Below are 22,389 nucleotides of genomic sequence, written 5' to 3'. Positions count from 1 at the left end.
GGGCGGCATTCGGCAGCGACCGGATTCGCCAGGATGTCGACATGGGTCTCGTCCGCTTGACCTATCGCGGGGGGCGGTCGGCGATCGCGAAATACTGATCGACTTGACATCCATCGAAGCAAAGCCGGCCTCGCGCCGGCCATTTTCGCTGTTGTTCCCATGGGGGAACCAAAGGTCGGTAATTGCACCATTTTCCGGCCGCTGTGGCTTTCCAGTGACACAACTTGCGGCTTCAATGGTGTAAGTACGGCCTCAGTTGGGCAAGTGAGTCCGATGCCCTTCCCTATCGTGGAAGGCACAATCAGAAACTGGGACTGGGATTAGTTGAAAATGAAAAAGATTTGGTTGGCTTCGGCCTGTTTGTTCGCTCTCGCTGCCCCGGCCTCGGCCGCTGATCTGGCGGCGCGCCCCTACACCAAGGCTCCGGTGGCCATGGCTTCGGTCTACAACTGGACCGGCTTCTACCTCGGTATCGTCGGTGGCGGCGCCTGGGAAAATTCCTCGACCGACCCGAAGATGAAGGGCGGCTTCGTCGGCGGTACCGCCGGCTACAACTGGCAGACCGGCAATGTCGTGTTCGGCATCGAGGCCGATGGCGCCTGGGCTGACGTCAGCGCGTCGGTCACCGGCCCCGTTGCCGTCCCCGGCTTCGGCCTCGTCAGCACCACCCTCAGCTCGAAGACCGATGCGATGGGCACCGTGCGCGGCCGCATCGGCTACGCCGTCAACAACGTCCTGTTCTACGGCACCGGTGGTTACGCCTGGATCGACAACAAGCTCAGCATCAGCGCGCTCGGCGTGACCGTTTCCGACAGCAAGTGGCACTCCGGCTGGACCGTCGGTGCGGGCGTCGAAGCGTTCTTCGCTCCGCAGTGGTCGGTCAAGGGCGAGTACCTCTTTCGCAGCCTCGGCGGCGAGACCTACTTCTCGGGCGCCCTGCCCACCGGCACGCTCGAGTTTCACACCGTGCAGGTCGGCGTGAACTATCACTTCGGGGGCCCGGTGGTCGCCAAGTACTGAGTTCAGTACTTAGCTCCAACGCCATCCGCGTTACGAAAGGCCGGCCTTGCGCCGGCCTTTTTGTTTGACCGGCCGTTCCTGCAGTTTCCCGAGCCCCGCTCCTGCCAGATGCCGCCAGCGCGCCAACAATCGGTTGACGATTCGCAAGTCCCACTGGAAATCCGTCCTCGTTCTTCCTACGTTCACTCGCATACCCATCGGCGCCGATCCCGGTTCCGGGCGAAGCGCGCCTGTTCAGTTGGCGCGATCGCGCGCTTTTGGATTCCCTGAGGACCACCAGGATGGATGAAGTGATCAAGGCGAAGCGCCAACAACAGAACGTGGGATCAAACCTGCGCGCAATTACGATCCGCGGCGCGCGCGAGCACAACCTCAAGAACGTCGACGTCGAGATTCCGCGCGACAAGCTCGTCGTGTTCACGGGGCTGTCGGGCTCCGGCAAGTCCTCGCTCGCATTCGACACCATCTACGCCGAGGGCCAGCGCCGCTACGTCGAATCGCTGTCGGCCTATGCCCGCCAGTTCCTGGAGATGATGCAGAAGCCCGACGTCGACCAGATCGACGGCCTGTCGCCGGCGATCTCGATCGAGCAGAAGACGACGTCGAAGAACCCGCGCTCCACCGTCGGCACGGTGACCGAAATCTACGACTACATGCGCCTGCTGTGGGCGCGCGTCGGCGTGCCCTATTCGCCCGCCACCGGCCTGCCGATCGAGAGCCAGACCGTCTCGCAGATGGTCGATCGCGTGCTGGCGCTGCCGGAGGGCTCGCGCCTCTATCTGCTCGCGCCGGTCGTGCGCGGCCGCAAGGGCGAGTACCGCAAAGAGCTCGCCGAATGGCTCAAGAAGGGCTTTCAGCGCGTCAAGATCGACGGCGCCTTCCACGAGCTCGCGGAAGCCCCTGTTCTCGACAAGAAATTCCCGCACGACATCGACGTCGTCGTCGATCGCATCGTGGTGCGCCCCGACATCGGCCAGCGCCTCGCCGAAAGCTTCGAGACCGCGCTGAAGCTCGCCGAGGGCCTCGCCGTCATCGAATTCGCGGACGCGCCGGCTGCGGCAGCACCCGCGGAAGAGAAAAAGAAGACGGCGAAGATCCACGACAAGAGCGGACCCGAGCGCATGCTGTTCTCGGAAAAGTTCGCCTGCCCGGTCTCCGGCTTCACCATCCCCGAGATCGAGCCGCGACTGTTCTCGTTCAACAATCCCTATGGCGCCTGCCCCGCCTGCGGCGGCCTCGGCGTCGAGCAGCATGTCGACGAAGACCTCGTCATTCCCGACAAGGAACTCGCCATCGGCAAGGGCGCGATCGCGCCCTGGGCCAAGTCCTCGTCGCCCTATTACATTCAGACGCTGACTGCGCTCGGCAAGCACTACAAGTTCACGCTGACCACCAAATGGAAGGATCTGCCCAAGAAGACGCAGAACGCGATCCTCCATGGCTCCGGCGAGGACGAGATCAAGTTCTCCTACGAGGACGGCGTCCGCTCCTACGACACCAAGAAGCCGTTCGAGGGCGTCATCACCAACATCAACCGCCGCTATCGCGAGACCGAGAGCGAGTGGGCGCGCGAGGAGCTGGCGAAGTATTTCCACGACGTGCCCTGCGAGGCGTGCCACGGCTTTCGGCTCAAGCCCGAGGCGCTCTGCGTCAAGATCGGCGGCAAGCATATCGGCGACATCTCCGAGATGTCGGTGAAGGGCGCCGGCGCGTGGTTCGAGACCGTGCCGGAGGCGCTGAACACCCAGCAGAACGAGATCGCCGGCCGCATCCTCAAGGAGATCCGCGAGCGCCTCACCTTCCTGCTCGACGTCGGCCTCAACTATCTCACGCTCTCCCGCTCCTCCGGCACGCTGTCCGGCGGCGAGAGCCAGCGCATCCGGCTGGCCTCGCAGATCGGTTCGGGCCTAACAGGCGTGCTCTACGTGCTCGACGAGCCCTCGATCGGCCTGCACCAGCGCGACAACGCGCGCCTGCTCGACACCCTCAAGAGACTTCGTGACCTCGGCAACACCGTGATCGTGGTCGAGCATGACGAGGACGCAATCCTGCTCGCCGACCACGTGCTCGACATCGGCCCCGGCGCCGGCATGCATGGCGGCAACATCATCGCCGAAGGCACGCCCGCCGAGATCATGCGCAACCCGAACTCGCTGACCGGCAAATATCTCACCGGCGAGCTCGAGGTCGAGGTGCCGGAGCGGCGTCCGCCGAACCATCGCCGCACCATCAAGGTGGTCAACGCGCGCGGCAACAACCTCAAGAACGTCACGGCCGAAATCCCGCTCGGCCTGTTCACCTGCGTCACCGGCGTCTCCGGCGGCGGCAAGTCTACTCTGCTGATCGACACGCTGTACAAGGCGATCGCCCGCAAGCTGAACAATGCTAGCGAGGGCGCCGCGCCGCACGACCGCATCGAGGGCCTCGAGCACATCGACAAGATCATCGACATCGACCAGTCGCCGATCGGCCGGACGCCACGCTCCAACCCCGCGACCTATACCGGCGCCTTCACGCCGATCCGCGAATGGTTCGCCGGCCTGCCCGAGTCGAAGGCGCGCGGCTACGAACCCGGCCGCTTCTCCTTCAACGTCAAGGGCGGCCGCTGCGAGGCCTGCCAGGGCGACGGCGTCATCAAGATCGAGATGCACTTTCTGCCCGACGTCTACGTCACCTGCGACGTCTGCAAGGGCAAGCGCTACAACCGCGAGACCTTGGAGGTCCTGTTCAAGGGCAAGAGCATCGCCGACGTGCTCGACATGACCGTCGAGGAAGCCGCCGAGTTCTTCAAGGCGGTCCCGCGCGTGCGCGAGACCTTCCAGACGCTGCATCGCGTCGGTCTCGACTACATCCATGTCGGCCAGCAGGCCACGACGCTGTCCGGCGGCGAAGCCCAGCGCGTCAAGCTCGCCAAGGAGCTGTCCAAGCGCGCCACCGGCCGCACGCTCTACATCCTGGACGAGCCGACCACCGGCCTGCATTTCCACGACGTTAAGAAGCTCCTGGAGGTGCTGCACGAGCTGGTCGCGCAAGGCAACACGGTCGTCGTCATCGAGCACAATCTCGAAGTCATCAAGACCGCCGACTGGGTCATCGACCTCGGCCCCGAAGGCGGCGACGGCGGCGGCGAGATCGTCGCCTGGGGCCCGCCTGAGGATATTGCGAAAGCACCGCGGAGCTACACTGGCAAGTTCCTGGCGCCGGTGCTGGCGAAGGCGCGCAAGCCGAAGCGGAGACGCGCGGCGAGCGAGGCGGCGGAGTAGCGCGGCCTCGCAGTCTTGGTCGCTCTTCGCCGGCCGCAGAACTCTGACTGATGAGAGACAACCTCTGGTTAAGTTGACTGTCGGGCTATAGATTGCTGACCTCTTCCAGGGGGGCAGACTTGAGCAACGCAACTGATCAATCCAATTTTCATTTTGAATTCAACAGTTCCATAGACGAAGATCGATTCTTCAGAACTCTTCTGACCAAAAGGCTGAAGGCGCACGTCGATCGGCGTGGCTTTTGGATCATCACGCTCATCGTCTCCGGGGTGATTATTGCGGTTAGCTGGATCGGCCTGGATCAAGGTTGGCTAACGTCGCCAACTATATTTGCGTTGTTAATCTGCTTTCTATTGGGGCAGATCTACATGGCTTTCTTAACGACGTGGTCCACACGCCGGATATTCGACAAACTGCATCAGCTAGACGGCATGGCGCAGATGACCTGGCGTGTTACTTTTGATGACCTCTCCATCCTCGTGAGAACTCCCAACGTTGAAAGCAGGATGTCTTGGGATACGATTGCGGAAGTTGGGGATACCCAGGTCATGGTCGTAATATGGTACAATACAAAGCAAGGTTTTTTCATCCCAGCAAGCGTCTTCGCCGACTCTGCCGCGCGCACGGCCTTTGCGGAATGGGCCAGTAAACGCTTGCGGTCCGCGACTGCCCTGTCGAGCGTGATTAAATCCGTCTGATCCCGAATCTCATAGGCCCGGTCCGCCGGCACTTGCTCCCCAATGTCCTACTCCCTCGCCATCTTCGATCTCGACGGCACGCTGGCCGACAGCTTTCCGTGGTTCCTGCGCACCATCAACGACGTCGCCGATCGCTTCGGCTTCTGCCGCGTCGCCGATGAGGATGTCGAGGGGCTGCGGCATGCTTCGTCGCGCGAGATCCTCAGCCGGCTCGAGGTGCCCCTGTGGAAGCTGCCGGCGATCGCGCGGCATGCGCGGCGGCTGAAGGGAGAGGCGGCGGCGGAGATTTCGCTGTTTGCGGGCGTCGAGGCGATGCTGCGGACGCTGGCGGAGAACGGCGTGCAGCTCGCGCTGGTGACCTCGGACAGCGAAGCCAATGCGCGCGAGAAGCTCGGTGATTGCGCAGCGCTGTTCGCCCATTTCGATTGCGCGGCCTCGCTGTTCGGCAAGCCCGCGAAATTCCGACGGGTCATGCGGCGCGCCGGCGTGGCGCCGGGCAAGGTCATCGCGATCGGCGATGAGGTCCGCGACATCGAGGCGGCGCGAACCGTGGGGATCGCCTGCGGAGCGGTGGGCTGGGGTTATGCGGCCCCGGCGGCGCTGCGGGCGCTGGCACCGGATCACATGTTCGAGCGAATGGACGAGATTGTATGGACGCTGTGCCCCGGTGCAGTAGCCCGGATGAGCGAAGCGATATCCGGGAACGCCGGTGGATGAGGAGAGCCCTGTCCCGCATGTCGCTCCGCTCATGCGGGCTACACGCCTCTACTCCGTCCTGCGCAAGAACGCCCCGAACGCGCGCGGGCCGTCGCCGGTCTTGACCTCGCCGATCACTTTCATGTCGGCCGCGTCGATGATGCTGAGTGTATTGCTCTCCCAGCAGGCGACGATGATGCGCTTGCCGTCGGCGGTCGCGGCAATGCCTTCGGGATAATCGCCGACATTGATGCGCTTGATCGGCTTCAAGATCGCCAGATCGAACACGCTGACAGTGCCACCATACTGGTCGGTGACGAAGCCGCGGCCCTGCGCCAGCGCCACCGCATAAGGGCGCATCCCGACCGGCACGCGGCCGATCTCGCGCGCTTCGGCGATGTCGATCACGGAGACGTCGTCAGAGCCGACATTGGCGGTGTAGGCCCGCTTGCCATCGGCATCGATGGTGACGCCGAACGGACGGGTGCCGACCTTGATCATTGCCCTGCGCTGGCGCTTCGCGGTGTCCACCACCGAGACGCTGTCGTCGTCGCGGTCGGCCGAGAGCAGCAGCTTGCCGTCCGGCGTCGCCGCGAGCCCCGATGGCGACGCCCCGACCGCGATGCTGGCCGTGACGCTGCGCGAGGCCGTATCGATCACACGTACCGCCGCCGCGTACCAATCCGCGACATAGACGGTCTTGCCATCAGGCGCGACGGCGATGCCAAGCGGTCCGCCGCCGACCTCGATCCGTCCCGTAATCTGCCGCGTTGCTGCGTCCACCACCGTCACGGCCTTGGCATCCGGGCTCGTGACATAGGCGAAGCGTCCGTCCGCACTGACGGCGACGCCGGCCGGCTTGCCGCCAATCGGGATTGTCGCAACGCTGCGCGCCGCGGCGAGATCCACCACCATCAGATCGTCGCTGAGCTGGTTGGTGACGAACGCCTCTTCAGCGGACGCATGCGCGATGCCGGCCACGCAAAGGCTGGCGGCGAGCGCCGCCAGGACCAGCGCCCGCACCGTCAGCTTCCGCTCTCGATCTTCTTCTTGAGTGCCTCGAGACCCGCCTGGTATAGCCCCTTCACCGCCTTGACCGCCGCCTCGTCGCTCAGCTCCGGCGGCGGCTCGTTGTTGGGAAAGCCACGATAGAACGCGCCGGCCCATTCCAGGGTCGAGCCCTTGCCGTCAGCGCTCGGCGTCACCGTCAGCGTCGAGGAATAATTGGTGACCGGCAGCACCTTCACGTCCACGTTGGTGATCCGGTAGGAATAGCTCATCGCGGCGGCATCGAACTTGTAGAGTTCCTCGTCGACGGTCGCGCCTCCGGTCAGCGTCAACTTCCGCGTCGCGCCGATCTCGTTGCCCTTCTCGCCCTCGGTCTTGGTGACCGGCGGCAGCCAGCTCATGTCCTGGAAATTGCCCATTGCGGCCCACACCTTGGCCGGGGCGGCGTTGATCTCGATGGATTCGCGCACCTTCTGCCGGGTCGGCCCGTGGGCCCAGGCCGATGTCGAACCCGGGCCAAACGCCGCCGTCAAAGCCAGCACGCCCGCGGCAGTCAGCACCGCGGCCAGGACCATGCGCCGTCCAATCGTCACTCTCATCTCGTTTCCTCATGCGTCTCGTTGATCATGCGCGACTTGAAGCGCGCTGGGATCATGGTAGCGCATTTTGCGGCCGAGGGGAGACCCGTTCGGGGCCGGCTTGCGGCGGGCGCCCGCGCCCCACAACCCCTTGCCGCCTGGCGGGCAAAACACCCAAGCAGAGGGTCAATCACGGCACGCAAAAATATTTCTCTTTATCCGTATTTCGGATTATCATATAGAGAGCCATCCCAACCCGGCCGAGGGGCGGATCGCGATCGTCACGAACGCGGGATGGGACGTGGTGGACGTGGGCCACACCGGCGCGAAGGCTTCGCAGGGCGGGAAACCGTGAGCGAAAGTATCGCGCACACGACCGGTGGAGCCTGCGTACGGCAAAATCGTGTGGTCCTGGCGCCCGGGGTCTGTGCGCCAAGTCTTGTGGTGATGTGGGCTGCCCGACCGGGCGTTCGCATCAGCCATCCGCAAGGCGACGGGGGCAATAGTGCATCGCTCCCCGGGGAGAGCCCGACATAAGCCGTAAAACCACTGCGCAGGGAAGGCCGTGTGTTGGGCTTCACCTGTATGCCGCTGTGCAGCCTCTTGTAGCGCAACCTTCGCACAGTGCACCGTGGGTGCCAGCCGGCACCCGGCCTTCCCTGCGCCCTCGGCATTTTTGAGGGCAAAGAATACCGCAAAGCTCGGGCGCGATGTGCCGCGAGGATGCGAAACCGCGCCTATCACGTGAATAGCAATGCCAGATGAATCGGGCTCTCGGTCGGAACATATCCGGAACGCAACCCTCGCGAAAGCTGCATCTGAGAAACATACAGCAACAAAACCCGAGATGCCTTGCGAGGGCAAACTTGATCTGGGATCGCGGTCCGAAATCGCCTTGCAGAACCTGGCTCTGAGACAGTTTGCTGCCGAGGCCAGTCCCACCTCGCGAGCCCGCAATGATTGACGGACGTCCGGGACCGTAAAGCCGCGAGGAGTGCGCGATGGTATCAACCTATTTCAGTTACAGCTACATCACGCGCAATCTCAAGCAGTCCCTGACGCGGGTTGAACAGCAACAGGACGTGGCGCGAGAGGCCGCCTATTACAAAGCCCACATCGGCAAGGTGAAGTCCGTCGACGACTTCATGAAAGACTATCGCCTTTATCACTATGCAACGAAGGCATATGGCCTGGAAGACATGGCCTACGCCAAGGCTTTCATGAAAAAGGTGCTGGAGAGCGACCTCTCCGACGCAAACAGCTTCGTCAACAAGCTGGTCGACAAGCGTTACCGCGAGTTCGCCGTGGCATTTTCCTTCAATGGCAGTGCCACCCCGGTTGCGCAATCGGAGAACCAGACCGATGAGATGATCGGTCTGTACACGGCGACCAGGAAGAGCCAGGTCGATGCACTTGCCAGCGACTCCAATTACTACAGCGCCGAAATCGGCAACATCAGCAGTGCAGACCAGCTCCTGAACAACGACCGTCTTCGCAACTATGTCTATTCGGCGTACGGGATCGATCAAGGCAAGTGGTCGCGTGACACGATAAGTCAGGTCTTGCGCAGCGATCCATCCGATCCCAGCAGCTACGTCAACACCACTTTCGCCTCTCAATTGAGTGGCCTCAACGCCGACCTTGCTCAGGCCCGATCGGATGTCACCGCGGCCAATTCAAGGATCGCCGACTACACCGCCCAATTATCGCAACCGGGCGCGAACGTGACCCAGTTGAACGTCCAGATCCTGGTCGAAAAATATCACCTGGAGTCATATGCGAGCAGCATTTCCAGCCTCAGCGACCAGATAGGGACGATCGGCGGGTTCGTCGACCTGGCCGGTGCGTTCGAGTTTTCCTCCGACGGATCGCTGCCGTCAGGTGTGTCGGCCCAGACTGCCGCAAACGTCACGATCACGAAACAGAGGTTCGACGACAGCAAGTCCGACGTCTATTCGGCGGCAAGCCCGTTGAACGAAGCTTTTGCGATCAGGCAATTCAGAACTGCCATTCTCAAGATCAATTCAGTCCAGGCGTTCGTATCGACACCGGGCGTTTATGATTTTGCGCTGGGAGCCGTTGGCCTCAATCCCGGAAACGTCTCGCCGGCGACTGTCACGGCCGTGCTCGAAAGCGACCTCAACGACCCCAAGAGCTACGTCTATACCCTCAAGGACAATCGATATCTGGAGCTGGCACGCGCCTTCAACTTCGACGCAAAGGGCAATCTGACGACCCCCTTGGTGGCTCAGGATTCGGCTGAAGTCCTCCAGATCGCGAAGGACTATGTCGTTGCAGCGGTGAAGAGCGCAAGCACCGCAACTCCCCAGCAGCAGGCGGCAGTTCGGGCACAGGCCACGAAGGATGCGTCGGAATATCAGCAGGCCATCACCGGGATCGACAGTGTTTCCGATCTTCTCGCAAACAGGCCGATGGTCGATTTCATCCTCCTGGCAAAGGGCTTGGACCCCAGGAAGGTCAGCACGGAATTTCTCAAGAAGATCTTCAGCTCCGACCTGAACGATCCAAAGAGCTTCGCGAACACCGAGAACGATCCTCGCTTTGCCGAAATCGTCGCGTCGTTCAATTTCGACAGCAAGGGCAACGTCGCGCGCCTTCCGATGATGGGTCCGCAGAAGCGGGATCAGTTTCGGGAAACACAGGCGAATTATGTCGAACAAAGCCTGGAGCAGCAGCAAGGGGATGCGAATCCCGGCGTGCGCCTGGCGATCTATTTCCAACGGAAGGCGGGGGACATCACGTCCGCGTACGACATCCTTGCCGACAAGGCGCTTTCGGAGGTGTTCAGGACCACCTTCAATCTGCCTGACTCGATGGCGGCAATGCCGATCGATCAGCAGGCCAAGTTCGTGGACAGATTCATGAAGATCAAGGATCTGTCCGATCCCGCGAAGGTTACAAAGCTGCTGAGCCGTTTCTCCGCCATGTATGACATCAGAAACAGCCAGAGCACCGGCCAGGGTCAATCCCCTCTGCTCAACCTGTTTCAGGGATCCGTTTCGGGGATCAGTGACTCCACGTACTTGGCCATTGCCAAGCTACGCACCCACTGATGATCGCTCCCCGGGACTAGTCCAACACCTCGAGCACCAGCTCCACGGTCATCAGCACGGGATTGTCGCCACGGATCAGCCGGCCCTCCGCCATGCCGCCGGTGTAGTCGATCAGGGCGACGTCGAGTGCGGCTTCGAGCGCGCCGGAGGAGCCGGCCGCAATCGTGCCGGCTGTCACCGCAAGCTCGGTTGCGAAGGGCTCGGTTACGCCGCCATGTGTAAATCGGGCGCCGATGGTCGAACCAACACCGCCATGGATCCTGGCGCGCGCGACCCCGTGCGCGCGGCAGAAGTCTTCGAGACAGAAGGCGAAATCCTGATTGGGGCGCAGCCGCAGCGCGAAAGCGCGGCTGGTCGTGCGTGCGCCGGTGCTCGCAGCCGCCACCGGCCCGAACAGCTTGAAGTTGGTCTCGGGATCGGGTTCTGCGCTGAACATCGCACCATCGATGCCGAAGGCCTCGACCTCGAACGGCTCGGCGACATCAGTCTCGTCCGGCAGCATGTGGCCGCCACTGGCGCGGCCATCGGCCTCCGTCCACAGCCCATGGCAATGAAAGAACGGTGCGCCATCGCGCGTGCCCAGCGTCATGCTGCCCAGCCTGGTGCGCGTCACGCCGCTTGGCCGGAATGTGTCGCTATAGAACGCGGCGTTCTCGCTGGTCTTCGACAGCGCCGGCATGACATAGCCGAACGGCCCGAGCGCGCCGCGCCCGAAGCTGAGCACGCCGCCGGAAAATCCCTCCGCGGCAAAACCGCGGCGCGCGGCTTCCAGCAGCGGCAGACCTGCTTGAAGCGTGAAGGAGAAAGCGCGTCCCCTCGCCTCCACCCATTGGATGCGTTCGGCGGCCGGCACGCCGGGCTGCTTGATGCTGCGCATGACCTTCGCTCAGCCCACCCGTGTCTTGTCGAGATCGAGCAGCCCGCGCGCCTCGAGCTCGTCCCGAACCATCCGTTTCGGAATCTTGCCGTAGCCGGATTTCGGCAAGGCCTCCCAGAAGAAGAACCGCTTCGGCATCTTGTAGCGCGGCACTTTTGGCAAGAGGAAGGCCGCCATCTCCGCTTCGCTCACCGGCTTGGCGCCCTCGCGCGCGACGCAGACGGCAACGCCGACCTCGCCCCAAGTCGCATCGGGCACGCCGAGCACCGCGACCTCGCCGACGCAAGGATGGGTCAATATTTTCTCCTCGATCTCGCGCGGATAGATGTTGGAGCCGCCGGAGATGTACATGTCGGAGGCTCGTCCCGTGATGTAGACGAACCCCTCCTCGTCCATGTGGCCGAGATCGCCAGTGCGGAACCAGCCGTTGCGGAACGCCTTCGCATTGGCTTCGGGATTGTCGTAGTAGCCGGCCAGCACCGCGGGGCCGATCACGCAGATCTCGCCGCTCTGGTTGGCGCCGAGTTCACGGCCCTCGTCGTCCTGGATCGAGACCTGCATGCCGGTACGCTCGAAGCCACAGGTGCCGATCTTCGCGTGCGGCCCGTCCTCGGGATCATGCAGCGCCGCCGGCAGCACCGTGATGTTGCCGGTCACCTCGCCGAGGCCGAAATACTGCACGATGACCTTGCCGAGCTTCTTCAGCGCAGCCTTCTGGTCCTCGCGATACATCGGCGCACCCGCATAGATCACCTGGCGCAGCGAGGAATGATCGTATTTGTCGGCGGCGGGATGCTCGACCATCATCTTCAGAATGGTCGGCACCACGAAGAGATTGCTGACCCGATGCGCCTCGATCAAGCGGAACGCCTCGTCGATGTCGAATTTCTCCGTCGGCAGCAGCACCGTGCAGACGCCGCGCGCGGTCTGCACCAGCTGATGCACGCCGGCGCCATGCGACAGCGGCGCCACTACCAGCGAGGCATCCGCTTCGGTGACGCCCGGCGTGAGATCGGCGAGATGGTTGGTGACGACAAAACCCATCTGGCCGTGGGTGAGCACCGCAGCCTTGGAGCGGCCGGTGGTCCCCGACGTGAAGAAGAACCAGCAGGGATCGTCGTGCTCGACCGCGACGTTCTCGACCACCGTGCCGGCGCGCGACGCGACGGCATCCGCAACCGACGTTTCGGCAAATGGCGCCCGACCGTCGATGCTCCAGGTGAATTCCAGCGCGCCACCCTTCACCGCCGCGGCGTGCTCCGGGAAATCGACGTGGCACAGAAACGCCTTCGCGCCGGAGGCCTGCGCAAGATAAGTCACTTCGTCCGGCATCAGTCGGAAATTGGTGGGTACCCAGACGGCACCGAGCCGGAACGCCGCGAACATCGAGAAGAACATCTCGTCGCCGTTCTTGGAATGGACGAGGATGCGGTCGCCCTTGGCGATGCCGCGCGCCGCGAGGGCTGCCGCCAGCGCCGAGACCTGCGCATCGATCTCGCGCCAGGTCCAGGATCTGTCACCCCAGACGAAACCGGGACGCGCCCCATGCCGCCGCGCATTCTGGGTCAGCATGTGAGCGAGATTCATGACGCGGCGGGACATGCGCAGGGGCTGCATCGGGCTTCCTCTTCGGCGGCGGGTGGCACGCGAGCCGCCCGCTCATTGCAGCCCATTTATCGCCATCGCCAGGACCCCTGCAAGGCCGTCGGCCGCACGCCTGCCCTACGGCTGCTTGAACGCGAACGGCGTAGCCGTGATGGCCTTCTCCTTGACGCAGGCCTGCGCACCAAAGCCGCCGCAATAGCTGCCATGCAGATCGAAGCGGATGGTGCGCCCCGCACCCCGCTTCGTTGGCTTCGACTTGATCCCGTAGCTGCGGACATGGCCATCGAAGACGGGTTGCACACTGCCGTCCGGCAACGTGACCAGGATGTTCATGACGCAGCCGCCGGTTCCGCAATAGGTCGTCTCGCGATCGCCGCATTTGGTGTCGCGGAAATCGACGATGTAGTCATCGCGGCCGTCACCGGTCAGATCGATCCTGCGCACCGTATCGGGCGCAAAAGTCACCGCGCCACCGCCCTGGCTCTCGCATTCCTCGTTCGCGTAGCGCACGGCCTTCTGCACGCCCGGCGGATAGTCAACAGGATTGAACGGCTTTGCGTTCTCGGCGCGCGCAGCGTTTGCGAACAGGACGAGCAGGAGGATCAGATATCGCATTGGCATTGGTCGCCAGCGCAGCCGCGATCGTTCAGGAAATTTTAAACATGATCGGCGCAACCTCGCTCAGTTCTCGCGTACAGAGTGCCGCATCATGGTCAAAGCGCCCGCCCTCCTCCTGTTATCGCTGGCGCTTGCCGGGTGTGCGGTGGGCCCACAAGCGCACCTCGCCTCCGATCCCGCTTTCAAGCCTACGCGTTACGCCTGGGACGGCGCCGGTGAAAATCCCAATCATTCGCGCGCGGCCTCAGAACCAGGACCGATCGCCCGATCCGAGCGCAACAGGTCGCAGCCCGGGGTTCAGCCCTATTCGAAGGAATGGCGGCAGGCGCAGGACGGCATCGAGGCGGAACAGGACGCCAGGGTCAGCCGTTCCCTCGTCATCTGCCAGGGATGCCTGCGCCCGCAGGCGCAGCCGGAGGATTCCAGGCTCGCCAAGGCGACCGATTGAAGCATCCGGTCTTATCACGACCTGTGGAAATCCAGCCCCGTCGTCGCGAGAAGCGAGCGAGAGCTACAACGCCCCGAGCTTCCGCAACGACTCCTGCGCCGTCGGCAGGCCCGGCCTTAATTCCAGCGCCTTCCTGAAATCGGCAATCGCGCCCTGTTTGTCGCCGAGCCGCAGCTTGGCCTGTCCGCGGTTGTTCCACGAGAACACGTCGGAGGGATCGTATTGCAGCGCCTTGTCGTAATCGGAAAGGCTGCTCTTGCTGTCGCCCTGATAGAGCCGGATCATGCCACGATTGCGCCAGCCGCGCGCGTCGGTCGGCGCAACACGGATGGCCTCGCCATAATCGGCGGCGGCGCGATCGAGCTGCTCGCTGTCGCGATAGACGTTGCCGCGGTCGATATAGGCGAGCAGATCGGGCGCAAGCTTGATCCGCGTGGTGTAGTCGGCGATGGCGTGCGCCATGTCGCGCCTGCGGTAATACACCAGTGCGCGATTGGCATAGGCCATGGCGTATTTGGGATCGCGCTTGATCGCGGCGTCAAAGTCGGCGAACGCACCGTCGAGATCGCCCTTGTTGAAACGCGACTCGCCGCGATTGCTGTAGGCCAGCGCCAGCAACGGATCGAGCTTGATCGCCAGGTCGTAATCGGCAATGGCGCGATCATAGTCGCGCTTGAAACTGTAGACACGGCCGCGATTGTTGTAGGCGCAGGCATAACCAGGCTCGAGCCTGACCGCCTCGTCGAGATCGGACAGCGCCGCGTCGAGCTCGCGCTTCTCCGTCAGACCATGACCGCGATTGCAATAGGCGCCGGCGAGCCGGGCTCCGCTCTCGCTCTTCGTTTCGATCACGCTCGAGCAAGCCTTGATCCGCTCGTCCGGCGTGCTGGCCAGTCCGACGCAAGCCTCCCAAGCCGGACCGCCTGCCGCCGACGCCGACGCCGGCGAGATCAGCGCAGCGAGCAGCGCGATGAGGCTGAGCGGGACACGCATTTCCGGATATCTCCCCTGCGGCAACCACTCTTGGTCGCACCTTGGCAAGGGCCGGTTCAGACGCCTAGATCAAAGGCAAGCAGCAGGTCGGAAGGATTTTCCATGGCGCCATCGGTACGGGACAACAAGGACAGAAGCCGCTTCGAGCTCGATGTCGGCAGCGAAATCGCCTTCGCCAATTACCGGCTGACGCCGTCGGCGGTGATCATCACCCACACCGAGACGCCGCGCGCGCTGCGCGGCCGGGGCATCGGCTCTGAGCTGGTCAAGGGCGCGCTGGAATTGATCCGCCGCGACGGCGGGAAGGTGATCGCCGGTTGCGGCTTCGTCGTCGACTATCTCGACAGACATCCGGAAGATGCGGATCTCGTCGCCTGAATGCAAATGGGCCCGCGCGATCGCGGGCCCTTGGATTGCGACCGGGCGATCGGTCAGTGCTTGATCTCCGGCGGCAGCTTGCCGCCATTCGCCGCGAGCTTGGACATCACCTGCTTGTGCAGCCAGACGTTCATGGTCGCGGAATCGTTGGTGTCGCCGCTGTAGCCGAGCTCCTTGGCCAGGTCCTTGCGCGCAGCGAGGCTGGAATCGATGTCGAGCGCCTTCATCAGATCGACGATCGAGGTGCGCCATTCCAGCTTTTCGCCCTTGTGCGCGGCGGCCGCCGCGTCGACGATCGAGGCAACGTCCACCGTCGCCGCGGGCGCCGATCCGCTCGGCGCGGCTCCTGCGGGCGCGCTGCCCGACGGTGCGCTGCCTGCGGGCGCGGCGGAAGCTGGCTGGCTACCGAAGATCGCGCCCATAATTTTCCCGAAAATGCTCATGTCTGCTCCCCGAAAAGGACCCGCTGGAGGGCCTTGAGTGGCACTTATAGACCAAGTTGCGTCATTGCACCCGCAAAGTTCCGCGGACCAGCAAGCACCATCAGCTTATCTACGGCGAAATGACGACCGAATGACATCATCGAGGTTGCGCTGCGGCATCGAATCTCACCCAAGCGTGAGGGACAGGACTCGCAAATGGGCGTACGCTTTACGTTCAGTTCGCGATGCCACCCGGAATTCGCGTCTGGTTGGGGATCGCGAAACTCAGAATAGCGGCCGCTTGCGCCGTTTGCTGGCGCCAGATGCGGCCGCATGGCAAGGGAGCTAGCGACCATGGCCACACTCTACCCGGGCAATGTCCCCACCATGGCCCAGACCGCAGAAGCGGCTGGACCAGTGATCCGAACCATCCAACTCTCCGATCTGCACGATGCGCTCAAGCGCGGCTGGGACGATTTCAAGGCGGTCCCGAGCCACGCCATCATCCTCTGCGTGATCTATCCTGTGCTGGGCCTCGTGCTCGCCCGCGTGGTGATGGGCTATTCAGTGCTGCCGTTGTTGTTTCCGTTGGCCGCGGGCTTCGCGCTGATCGGCCCGTTCGCGGCGCTCGGTCTCTACGAGCTCTCCAGCCGGCGCGAGCGCTATGAAGAGGCCAGCGCCTGGGATGCCATGGAGGTGCTGCGTTCGCCATCCTTCGGCGCCATGCTCGGTCTCGGCGCGCTGCTGCTGGCTCTGTTCGTGACCTGGGTTGCGACCGCGCAGGCGATCTACGTCGCCGCTTTCGGCTATGAGGGCGCGTCCGGGATCTCGGATTTTCTGACGCGCGTGCTCACGAGCCGGCAAGGCTGGTGGCTGATCGTGGTCGGCTGCGGCACCGGCTTCCTGTTCGCCCTTGCCGCGCTCTGCATCAGCGCCGTGTCGTTCCCGCTGATGCTCGACCGCCATGCCGGCGCGTTCGAGGCCATGGTGACGTCGCTGCGCGTCGTCGCGAAGAACCCGGTGCCGATGGCGGCCTGGGGCCTGATCGTGGCCGTCCTGCTGGCGCTGGGCACGATTCCCGCCTTCCTCGGCCTTGCCGTGGTCGTCCCCGTGCTCGGCCATGCCACCTGGCATCTCTACCGCAAGGTGATCGCGGCCGATCCGGGCGCGCGTCCGGTGCCGCCTCCGCCGCATCGTCCACGCAAGCCGGCCGCCGACTTCCCCGCCAACCTCTTCCCCTGGCGCAATCGGACCGACGTCTGACGATTTCGTGACGTGCGATCCTGCCCCGGAGCGGGCAGGATCGCGCACTGTCATACGCCTTGCTTTGGCCGCGGTTTCCATCGAGATTGCGCCCGCCGGTCAGATCACTTCACGGAATTTATTTGCTCGAATGACCCCGACGATTTCTCGTCTCGCCCTCGCAGCCTTAGCCATCACCGCATCCATCCTATCCGCTCAGCCTGCGCTCGCCGCGGTTGCCTGCGGCTCGGGCAATTTCGACGCGTGGCTTGCAGACTTCAAAACCGACGCCGCGGCCAAAGGCGTCTCGCAACAGGCCATTTCCGCCGGGCTCGCCGGTGTGACGCTCGATCAGGGCGTGCTCAACCGCGACCGCTCGCAGAAGGTCTTCAGCCAGACCTTCGAGGAGTTTTCCGGCCGCATGGTGCCGCCGCGCCTGACGCGCGGCTCCAACATGATGAAGCAATACGGCTCGGTGCTGTCGCGGATCGAGCAGACCTACGGCGTGCCCGGCGAGGTGCTGGTCGCGATCTGGGGTCTCGAGACCGATTTCGGCGTCAATACCGGCAAGTTCGCGACCATCCGTTCGCTGGCGACGCTGGCCTATGACTGCCGCCGCGCCGAGCAGTTTCGCGCCGAGCTGTTGGATGCGCTCCGCATCGTCCAGCGCGGCGACCTCGCACCGGCCGACATGAAGGGCGCCTGGGCCGGCGAGCTCGGACAGACCCAGTTCATGCCGTCGTCATGGATGAAATACGCCGTCGATTTCGACGGCAATGGCAAGCGCGATCTCCTGCACAACGCCCCCGACGTGCTCGCCTCCACCGCGAACTATCTTGCCGGATATGGCTGGCAGAAGGGCAAGGATTGGCAGCCGGGCAGCCCGAACTTCGCGGTGCTGCAGCAGTGGAACAAAAGCGAGGTCTACTCGAAGACCATCGCTCATTTCGCCACCCAGCTCGCGCGCGCCCCTTAGCAGCCCCTCGTCAAAAACGCGTAGGGCCGATCGCCCGCGACCGGCCCTTTCTGTGCGTTTTTACCCCTATTTGCCCATGGTGGCGTGCATCGCCTTGTTCAGATGCGCGCCGCACGCCCCCATTTTGCCGTTGAGCAGCGAGTCCTGCGCGGCTGCGATCTCCTTTTGCGCGACGAACTTGCCGTCACCATCGGCCATGTTCTCGATCGCGGTCTCGGTCTTCTCCAGATTGGCCGAACTGCAGCCGCCGGCGGCGTGCTTGGCGGCTTGGGCCGGCGCGAGGGCGAACGCGACAGCGGCAATAGCGATAACCCCGAGTAACTTCGTCATGACGTTACCTTCCTTCTCTTGTTCTTGGGCCAGAGCCAGCGACATTGCCGGATTCTGCGACATCACCTTCCTCCGGGCGCGGCAACTTGACGCAATGAATTCCCCGCGAGAATTGCGTGATGTTGCGCGCCACGCAGAGGCACCTGCAAAATTTCTGATTTTCATTACACGTTTGTAATCAACGCCACACGTTCGGCGTGTGTGCACCGCGCCCGGGCGGCGGTTGGGGCTGACCAAGCGGAATGAATTGGTCCCTGCCTGGCCGCCGTCTGTCACGTCGATCCAGGTGAATCGCTGGCCGCAGTGGAAAGGTACCGCACAGGCTAGCGAGATGAACGCAAATTCACTTTTTTCGCTCCGCCCATCATGCGATTCGCGCATGCGAGACTTGGGTATAGGAGCTAGTCAATCACCTTGCGACGACCGGAAAGCAGCCTATTTGACCTCTGAATGGAACCGGCTGAGCCAAGACAACTCCGTGAATTAACGGGCATTTTTAGCGCGATGTCCCCTGTTCCGCCCACCCTTTGGGCGGGAGTGCTCCTAGGTTAATCGTCCGTTACCAATGCCATGCATCCAGCGCTTAGCTGCATCGCAACATCGGAACTTTCGCACTGCACCACTCTCACCTATATTCATTTCAACGATAAGGCTCGGGCAAGAGCTGAATCGAACTACAGGAGACTACCAATGCTGCTCTCGCTCATCCGTATGATCCAGGCTTTCCGGGACTATCAGCGCAATGTTGCCGAGCTGTCCCAGCTCAGCGATCGCGAATTGGCCGATATCGGCCTCGATCGCTCGGACATTCCGCGCGTTGCCGCCGGTCAGTATCAGGGCTGATATCGTTCAGCCCTTAGCCGGACGAACCGATAGCGCCCGCCTCGTGCGGGCGTTGTCGCATCCGGAGGCAGAAAACTCGATCTCGGCGATTCCACTGACCGCCGAAAAGCGCTACCTGTCCGCCCCATGACAGGACCCCAATCAAATACCGTGCACGTGATCGGCGCAGGCCTTGCCGGCTCCGAAGCCGCCTGGCAGGTGGCCAAATCCGGCGTGCCCGTGGTGCTGCACGAGATGCGGCCGACCCGCACGACCGAGGCACACCGCACCGACGGGCTTGCCGAGCTCGTCTGCTCCAATTCGTTCCGCTCGGACGATGCCGCCAACAACGCCGTCGGCCTGCTGCATGCCGAGATGCGCCGCCTCAACTCGCTGATCATGCGCGCAGCCGACGCCAACCAGGTGCCCGCCGGCGGCGCGCTGGCGGTGGACCGCGACGGCTTCTCCGCGGCCGTCACCAAGGCGCTGAACGACCATCCCCTGATCGAGATCGCCCGCGGCGAGGTCGCAGGCCTGCCGCCGGCCGAGTGGAGCAACGTCATCGTTGCGACCGGCCCCCCTCACTTCGGCGCCGCTGGCCGACGCGATCCGCGAGTTGACCGACGAGAACGCCCTCGCCTTCTTCGACGCGATCGCGCCGATCGTGCACCGCGAATCCATCGACATGTCGGTGGCCTGGTTCCAGTCGCGCTACGACAAGGTCGGCCCCGGCGGCACCGGCGCCGACTACATCAACTGCCCGATGACGAAGGAGCAGTATGACGGCTTCGTCGCGGCGCTGGTCGCCGGCGAGAAGACCGAATTCAAGGAATGGGAGACCAACACGCCCTATTTCGACGGCTGTCTGCCGATCGAAGTCATGGCGGAACGGGGGCCCGAGACTCTCCGCCACGGGCCGATGAAGCCGGTCGGCCTCACCAATCCGCACGATCCCACCACAAAGGCCTACGCGATCGTGCAGCTGCGCCAGGACAACAAGCTCGGCACGCTCTACAACATCGTCGGCTTCCAGACGAAGCTGAAATACGGCGAACAGCAACGCATCTTCCGCACCATTCCGGGGCTGGAGAAGGCCGAATTTGCTCGCCTCGGCGGCCTGCATCGCAACACCTTTCTCAACTCGCCAAAGCTGCTCGACGGCCAGTTGCGCCTGCGCGCACAACCACGACTGCGCTTTGCCGGCCAGATGACGGGCTGCGAGGGCTATGTGGAATCCGCCAGCGTCGGCCTGATTGCCGGCCTCTACGCGGCAGCGGACGTGCGCGGCGAGACGCTTGCGAGTCCGCCTGCTACGACGGCGCTCGGATCCCTGCTCGGCCACATCACCGGCGGCCATATCGAGACCATCGAGCCCGGCACGCGCTCGTTCCAGCCAATGAACATCAATTTCGGCCTGTTCCCGCCGCTCGCCAGCGCACCGACGAAGAAGCCCGACGGAAGCCGGCTGCGCGGCAACGAGAAGACGGTGGCCAAAAAGCAGGCGATGAGCGCGCTCGCGCTCGCCGATCTCGATCGCTGGATCGCCGATCACCTGCGCATTGCCGCTGCGGCGTGAGTTTTCGATGAACCTTCCCAAAGACGACGCCGCAACACTCTCGGCGCGCTGGACCGAGGGCGTGCTGCTCAAGCGTGACGTGTTCTCGACCGTCGAGCGCGGCCGATTCCGCGACGATGCCGGCGAGGTCGACGCGGTGCTGCGCCGCCTCGACGAGGTGCCGTGGTGGTCATTCCTTTTGGCGCGCCATCTGTTCGCCCGCGAGAAGCATGCGCTGGCACTCGCCAAGGGACTCGATGTCGGCCCCGAGCTGCTGTGGGCCGGACGCCGCGCGCTGGTGCGCAGCTTCGTCGATGGTGTCGCGCTGCATCTGGCGAAACCGCATGGCGACCTCGCCTATTTTCGCTCGGCCAAGGCCGCGCTGCGACGGCTGCGCCGCGCCGGCATCTGCCACAACGATCTTGCCAAGGAACAGAACTGGCTGGTCGGCCGCGACGGTCGCGCCTATGTGACAGACTTCCAGCTCGCGGCCTGCTTCGACCGTCGCGGCCGGCTTTACCGCATCCTGGCCTATGAAGACCTCCGGCATCTGCTCAAGCACAAGCGCTCCTACGCGCCCGAGGCGCTGACGCCGCGCGAGCGAAAAATCCTGGCGAAGAAGTCGTTCGCCGCCAGCCTCTGGCTCGCCACCGGCAAGAAGGTCTATCGGGCAATCACCCGCGGCCTGTTCAACTTCACCGATCGTGAAGGCGGCGGCCGGCGGCTCGTCAACGACGCGCCGGTGCTGGCGGAATTGATCCGCAGGAACCCCGCCGTGCGCGACACCGCCATCGTCGCCTTTGCCGACCGCCGCTCCGGTGTCGGGCTCTATGCCTTCGTCGAAGCCGATCAGGCCGCGCTCGAAGACCAGTTGCGGAACGAGCTCAGCGCCGCCAAGGGGCCGAAGCCGCCGGAACACATCCAGGTCGTCCACGCGCTGCCACGCAACGCCGACGGCAAGCCGCGCACGGAGATCCTGCAACTGGTCGCCATGAACCAGCTCGACCTGATTGAACCGATGATGAAGAACGATCAGGACCGCGCTTTCCTCAAGGACATCCTGGAGCAGCGCAAGAACCTGCGCGACCGCTTCAATTTCGAGGCCGACCTGCCGGCGGGCTAGCGTGGTTCACGCCTTGAAGCGTCCACATTGGCGATAGAGAAGCGATCCGATAATTCGAGCTTGGGGGACTTGGCGGGGTCATGGGCACTCGGGGGAACATGATGCATCGTGTGGTTGGCGGCCTGATTGCCGGCCTTCTGCTGATTGCCGCCGCGCCCGCGATGGCCGAGTCCCCGGCCGAGCTGATCTCCAGTTTCCGGCTCAAGCATGGTGAGGTCCGCGTCGTCCGCGACTCGACCCTCGACCGCATCGCCATGGACCAGGCGCGCGCGATGGCGACGAAGGACGACCTCAGCCACGACGCCCTCGGCCCGTTCAACCGCCGGGTCGCACCGGCCGGCGCAGGCCGCGCCGCCGAGAATATCGCCTACGGCTACGACAATTTCGAGAAGACCCTCGGACAGTGGATCGACTCGTCGGGGCACCGCAAGAATCTGCTGCTGCACAACGCGTCCCGCGTCGGCATCGCGAGCGCGAAAAACGCCAGCGGCAAACGCACCTATTGGGCGATGGTGATCGCCGGCGACTATGAGCCGAAGGGCAAAGGCAAAGGCAAGAAGGACGGGGAGCCTCTGGTTGCCGTGAAGCGCGAGGCCGCGCCGGCAAGCAAACCGAAATCCAGCGGCTGCCACATCAAGCTGCTTGGCCTCTGCATCTGAGGTG

20 protein-coding genes and 1 pseudogene are annotated in these 22,389 nt (G+C 63.7%); 13 read left to right on the top strand and 8 right to left on the bottom strand.

From position 1 onward, the window contains the following. Nucleotides 1-330: 330 nt before the first annotated feature. From ACVIN2_RS01580 to ACVIN2_RS01565, 4 genes are all read left to right on the top strand, one after another. Complete coding sequence (locus tag ACVIN2_RS01580) at nucleotides 331-1,020, top strand: outer membrane protein (RefSeq protein WP_456764227.1); 690 nt, start codon at nucleotides 331-333, stop codon at nucleotides 1,018-1,020. 281 nt (nucleotides 1,021-1,301) lie between these two features. Further along, complete coding sequence (gene uvrA / locus ACVIN2_RS01575) at nucleotides 1,302-4,283, top strand: excinuclease ABC subunit UvrA (protein ID WP_377830248.1); 2,982 nt, start codon at nucleotides 1,302-1,304, stop codon at nucleotides 4,281-4,283. Nucleotides 4,284-4,402: 119 nt separating this feature from the next. Beyond that, nucleotides 4,403-4,981: a YcxB family protein gene (locus ACVIN2_RS01570; protein WP_456764226.1), complete on the top strand. Its 579-nt coding sequence runs from the start codon at nucleotides 4,403-4,405 to the stop codon at nucleotides 4,979-4,981. Nucleotides 4,982-5,023: 42 nt separating this feature from the next. After that, complete coding sequence (locus tag ACVIN2_RS01565) at nucleotides 5,024-5,698, top strand: HAD-IA family hydrolase (protein ID WP_456764225.1); 675 nt, start codon at nucleotides 5,024-5,026, stop codon at nucleotides 5,696-5,698. 48 nt (nucleotides 5,699-5,746) lie between these two features. Here ACVIN2_RS01565 and ACVIN2_RS01560 read toward each other — a convergent pair whose 3' ends face one another. Beyond that, a complete protein-coding gene (locus tag ACVIN2_RS01560; protein WP_456764224.1) occupies nucleotides 5,747-6,700 on the bottom strand; it encodes a YVTN family beta-propeller repeat protein in 954 nt (317 codons plus the stop codon). Between the two features lie 2 nt (nucleotides 6,701-6,702). Continuing rightward, nucleotides 6,703-7,284 (bottom strand): SRPBCC family protein, encoded by a 582-nt coding sequence (locus ACVIN2_RS01555; protein ID WP_456764223.1) that lies wholly within the window; start codon nucleotides 7,282-7,284, stop codon nucleotides 6,703-6,705. Between the two features lie 980 nt (nucleotides 7,285-8,264). On the opposite strand from ACVIN2_RS01555, the gene ACVIN2_RS01550 reads away from it, so the two are divergent. Next, nucleotides 8,265-10,337, top strand: coding sequence for a DUF1217 domain-containing protein (locus ACVIN2_RS01550; protein WP_456764222.1), 2,073 nt, complete (start codon nucleotides 8,265-8,267; stop codon nucleotides 10,335-10,337). A 16-nt stretch (nucleotides 10,338-10,353) separates the two neighbouring features. Here the strand turns inward: ACVIN2_RS01550 and ACVIN2_RS01545 are convergent, their stop codons facing one another. The 3 genes from ACVIN2_RS01545 to ACVIN2_RS01535 form a co-directional block, all read right to left on the bottom strand. Beyond that, nucleotides 10,354-11,214: a PCC domain-containing protein gene (locus ACVIN2_RS01545; RefSeq protein WP_456764221.1), complete on the bottom strand. Its 861-nt coding sequence runs from the start codon at nucleotides 11,212-11,214 to the stop codon at nucleotides 10,354-10,356. 9 nt (nucleotides 11,215-11,223) lie between these two features. Then, nucleotides 11,224-12,831, bottom strand: a complete 1,608-nt coding sequence (locus ACVIN2_RS01540) for an acyl-CoA synthetase (RefSeq protein ID WP_456764220.1) — start codon at nucleotides 12,829-12,831, stop codon at nucleotides 11,224-11,226. Nucleotides 12,832-12,936: 105 nt separating this feature from the next. Next, nucleotides 12,937-13,434 carry a hypothetical protein gene (locus ACVIN2_RS01535; RefSeq protein WP_456764219.1) on the bottom strand — a complete coding sequence of 166 codons (498 nt, stop codon included), beginning with the start codon at nucleotides 13,432-13,434 and terminating at the stop codon, nucleotides 12,937-12,939. Between the two features lie 94 nt (nucleotides 13,435-13,528). On the opposite strand from ACVIN2_RS01535, the gene ACVIN2_RS01530 reads away from it, so the two are divergent. Then, nucleotides 13,529-13,885 carry a hypothetical protein gene (locus tag ACVIN2_RS01530; protein WP_456764218.1) on the top strand — a complete coding sequence of 119 codons (357 nt, stop codon included), beginning with the start codon at nucleotides 13,529-13,531 and terminating at the stop codon, nucleotides 13,883-13,885. A 63-nt stretch (nucleotides 13,886-13,948) separates the two neighbouring features. On the opposite strand, the gene ACVIN2_RS01525 is transcribed toward ACVIN2_RS01530, so the two are convergent. Continuing rightward, nucleotides 13,949-14,878, bottom strand: a complete 930-nt coding sequence (locus ACVIN2_RS01525) for a tetratricopeptide repeat protein (RefSeq protein ID WP_456764217.1) — start codon at nucleotides 14,876-14,878, stop codon at nucleotides 13,949-13,951. Nucleotides 14,879-14,980: 102 nt separating this feature from the next. On the opposite strand from ACVIN2_RS01525, the gene ACVIN2_RS01520 reads away from it, so the two are divergent. Next, on the top strand, nucleotides 14,981-15,256 hold the full coding sequence (locus ACVIN2_RS01520) for a GNAT family N-acetyltransferase (protein WP_456764216.1): 276 nt from the start codon (nucleotides 14,981-14,983) through the stop codon (nucleotides 15,254-15,256). Nucleotides 15,257-15,309: 53 nt separating this feature from the next. Here the strand turns inward: ACVIN2_RS01520 and ACVIN2_RS01515 are convergent, their stop codons facing one another. Then, entirely contained in the window at nucleotides 15,310-15,699 is a 390-nt protein-coding gene (locus ACVIN2_RS01515; RefSeq protein ID WP_027518105.1) for a DUF3597 domain-containing protein, read from the bottom strand. Nucleotides 15,700-16,032: 333 nt separating this feature from the next. On the opposite strand from ACVIN2_RS01515, the gene ACVIN2_RS01510 reads away from it, so the two are divergent. Together ACVIN2_RS01510 and ACVIN2_RS01505 are read left to right on the top strand one after the other, a co-directional pair. Continuing rightward, a complete protein-coding gene (locus ACVIN2_RS01510; RefSeq protein WP_456764215.1) occupies nucleotides 16,033-16,941 on the top strand; it encodes a DUF2189 domain-containing protein in 909 nt (302 codons plus the stop codon). 130 nt (nucleotides 16,942-17,071) lie between these two features. Beyond that, complete coding sequence (locus ACVIN2_RS01505) at nucleotides 17,072-17,896, top strand: lytic murein transglycosylase (RefSeq protein ID WP_456764214.1); 825 nt, start codon at nucleotides 17,072-17,074, stop codon at nucleotides 17,894-17,896. Nucleotides 17,897-17,962: 66 nt separating this feature from the next. Here ACVIN2_RS01505 and ACVIN2_RS01500 read toward each other — a convergent pair whose 3' ends face one another. After that, complete coding sequence (locus ACVIN2_RS01500) at nucleotides 17,963-18,289, bottom strand: hypothetical protein (RefSeq protein ID WP_456764213.1); 327 nt, start codon at nucleotides 18,287-18,289, stop codon at nucleotides 17,963-17,965. A 627-nt stretch (nucleotides 18,290-18,916) separates the two neighbouring features. On the opposite strand from ACVIN2_RS01500, the gene ACVIN2_RS01495 reads away from it, so the two are divergent. The 4 genes and pseudogenes from ACVIN2_RS01495 (at nucleotide 18,917) to ACVIN2_RS01480 (ending at nucleotide 22,385) form a co-directional block, all read left to right on the top strand. Beyond that, nucleotides 18,917-19,069: a DUF1127 domain-containing protein gene (locus tag ACVIN2_RS01495; protein ID WP_007590701.1), complete on the top strand. Its 153-nt coding sequence runs from the start codon at nucleotides 18,917-18,919 to the stop codon at nucleotides 19,067-19,069. Nucleotides 19,070-19,195: 126 nt separating this feature from the next. Further along, nucleotides 19,196-20,624: pseudogene (trmFO, locus tag ACVIN2_RS01490) on the top strand (methylenetetrahydrofolate--tRNA-(uracil(54)-C(5))-methyltransferase (FADH(2)-oxidizing) TrmFO). Between the two features lie 7 nt (nucleotides 20,625-20,631). Next, complete coding sequence (locus ACVIN2_RS01485) at nucleotides 20,632-21,726, top strand: AMP-binding enzyme (protein WP_456764212.1); 1,095 nt, start codon at nucleotides 20,632-20,634, stop codon at nucleotides 21,724-21,726. Nucleotides 21,727-21,806: 80 nt separating this feature from the next. Further along, the gene (locus ACVIN2_RS01480) at nucleotides 21,807-22,385 is read left to right on the top strand and encodes a CAP domain-containing protein (protein WP_456764211.1); all 579 of its coding nucleotides are present in this window, start codon (nucleotides 21,807-21,809) and stop codon (nucleotides 22,383-22,385) included. The last annotated feature ends 4 nt before the right edge of the window (nucleotides 22,386-22,389 follow it).

Source organism: Bradyrhizobium sp. USDA 3650 (assembly GCF_054057395.1).
The sequence above is the reverse complement of the archived record's forward strand: the minus strand, read 5'-3'. Positions and strand labels throughout refer to the sequence as shown.

Bases quoted from the DNA above. Each gene is read 5' to 3' on its own strand.
- ACVIN2_RS01580 (WP_456764227.1), top strand. From the start codon at position 331: ATGAAAAAGATTTGGTTGGCTTCGGCCTGTTTGTTCGCTCTCGCTGCC.
- uvrA (WP_377830248.1), top strand. From the start codon at position 1,302: ATGGATGAAGTGATCAAGGCGAAGCGCCAACAACAGAACGTGGGATCA.
- ACVIN2_RS01565 (WP_456764225.1), top strand. From the start codon at position 5,024: ATGTCCTACTCCCTCGCCATCTTCGATCTCGACGGCACGCTGGCCGAC.
- ACVIN2_RS01555 (WP_456764223.1), bottom strand. From the start codon at position 7,284: ATGAGAGTGACGATTGGACGGCGCATGGTCCTGGCCGCGGTGCTGACT.
- ACVIN2_RS01550 (WP_456764222.1), top strand. From the start codon at position 8,265: ATGGTATCAACCTATTTCAGTTACAGCTACATCACGCGCAATCTCAAG.
- ACVIN2_RS01545 (WP_456764221.1), bottom strand. From the start codon at position 11,214: ATGCGCAGCATCAAGCAGCCCGGCGTGCCGGCCGCCGAACGCATCCAA.
- ACVIN2_RS01540 (WP_456764220.1), bottom strand. From the start codon at position 12,831: ATGCAGCCCCTGCGCATGTCCCGCCGCGTCATGAATCTCGCTCACATG.
- ACVIN2_RS01535 (WP_456764219.1), bottom strand. From the start codon at position 13,434: ATGCGATATCTGATCCTCCTGCTCGTCCTGTTCGCAAACGCTGCGCGC.
- ACVIN2_RS01530 (WP_456764218.1), top strand. From the start codon at position 13,529: ATGGTCAAAGCGCCCGCCCTCCTCCTGTTATCGCTGGCGCTTGCCGGG.
- ACVIN2_RS01525 (WP_456764217.1), bottom strand. From the start codon at position 14,878: ATGCGTGTCCCGCTCAGCCTCATCGCGCTGCTCGCTGCGCTGATCTCG.
- ACVIN2_RS01520 (WP_456764216.1), top strand. From the start codon at position 14,981: ATGGCGCCATCGGTACGGGACAACAAGGACAGAAGCCGCTTCGAGCTC.
- ACVIN2_RS01515 (WP_027518105.1), bottom strand. From the start codon at position 15,699: ATGAGCATTTTCGGGAAAATTATGGGCGCGATCTTCGGTAGCCAGCCA.
- ACVIN2_RS01510 (WP_456764215.1), top strand. From the start codon at position 16,033: ATGGCCACACTCTACCCGGGCAATGTCCCCACCATGGCCCAGACCGCA.
- ACVIN2_RS01505 (WP_456764214.1), top strand. From the start codon at position 17,072: ATGACCCCGACGATTTCTCGTCTCGCCCTCGCAGCCTTAGCCATCACC.
- ACVIN2_RS01500 (WP_456764213.1), bottom strand. From the start codon at position 18,289: ATGTCGCAGAATCCGGCAATGTCGCTGGCTCTGGCCCAAGAACAAGAG.
- ACVIN2_RS01495 (WP_007590701.1), top strand. From the start codon at position 18,917: ATGCTGCTCTCGCTCATCCGTATGATCCAGGCTTTCCGGGACTATCAG.
- ACVIN2_RS01485 (WP_456764212.1), top strand. From the start codon at position 20,632: ATGAACCTTCCCAAAGACGACGCCGCAACACTCTCGGCGCGCTGGACC.
- ACVIN2_RS01480 (WP_456764211.1), top strand. From the start codon at position 21,807: ATGGGCACTCGGGGGAACATGATGCATCGTGTGGTTGGCGGCCTGATT.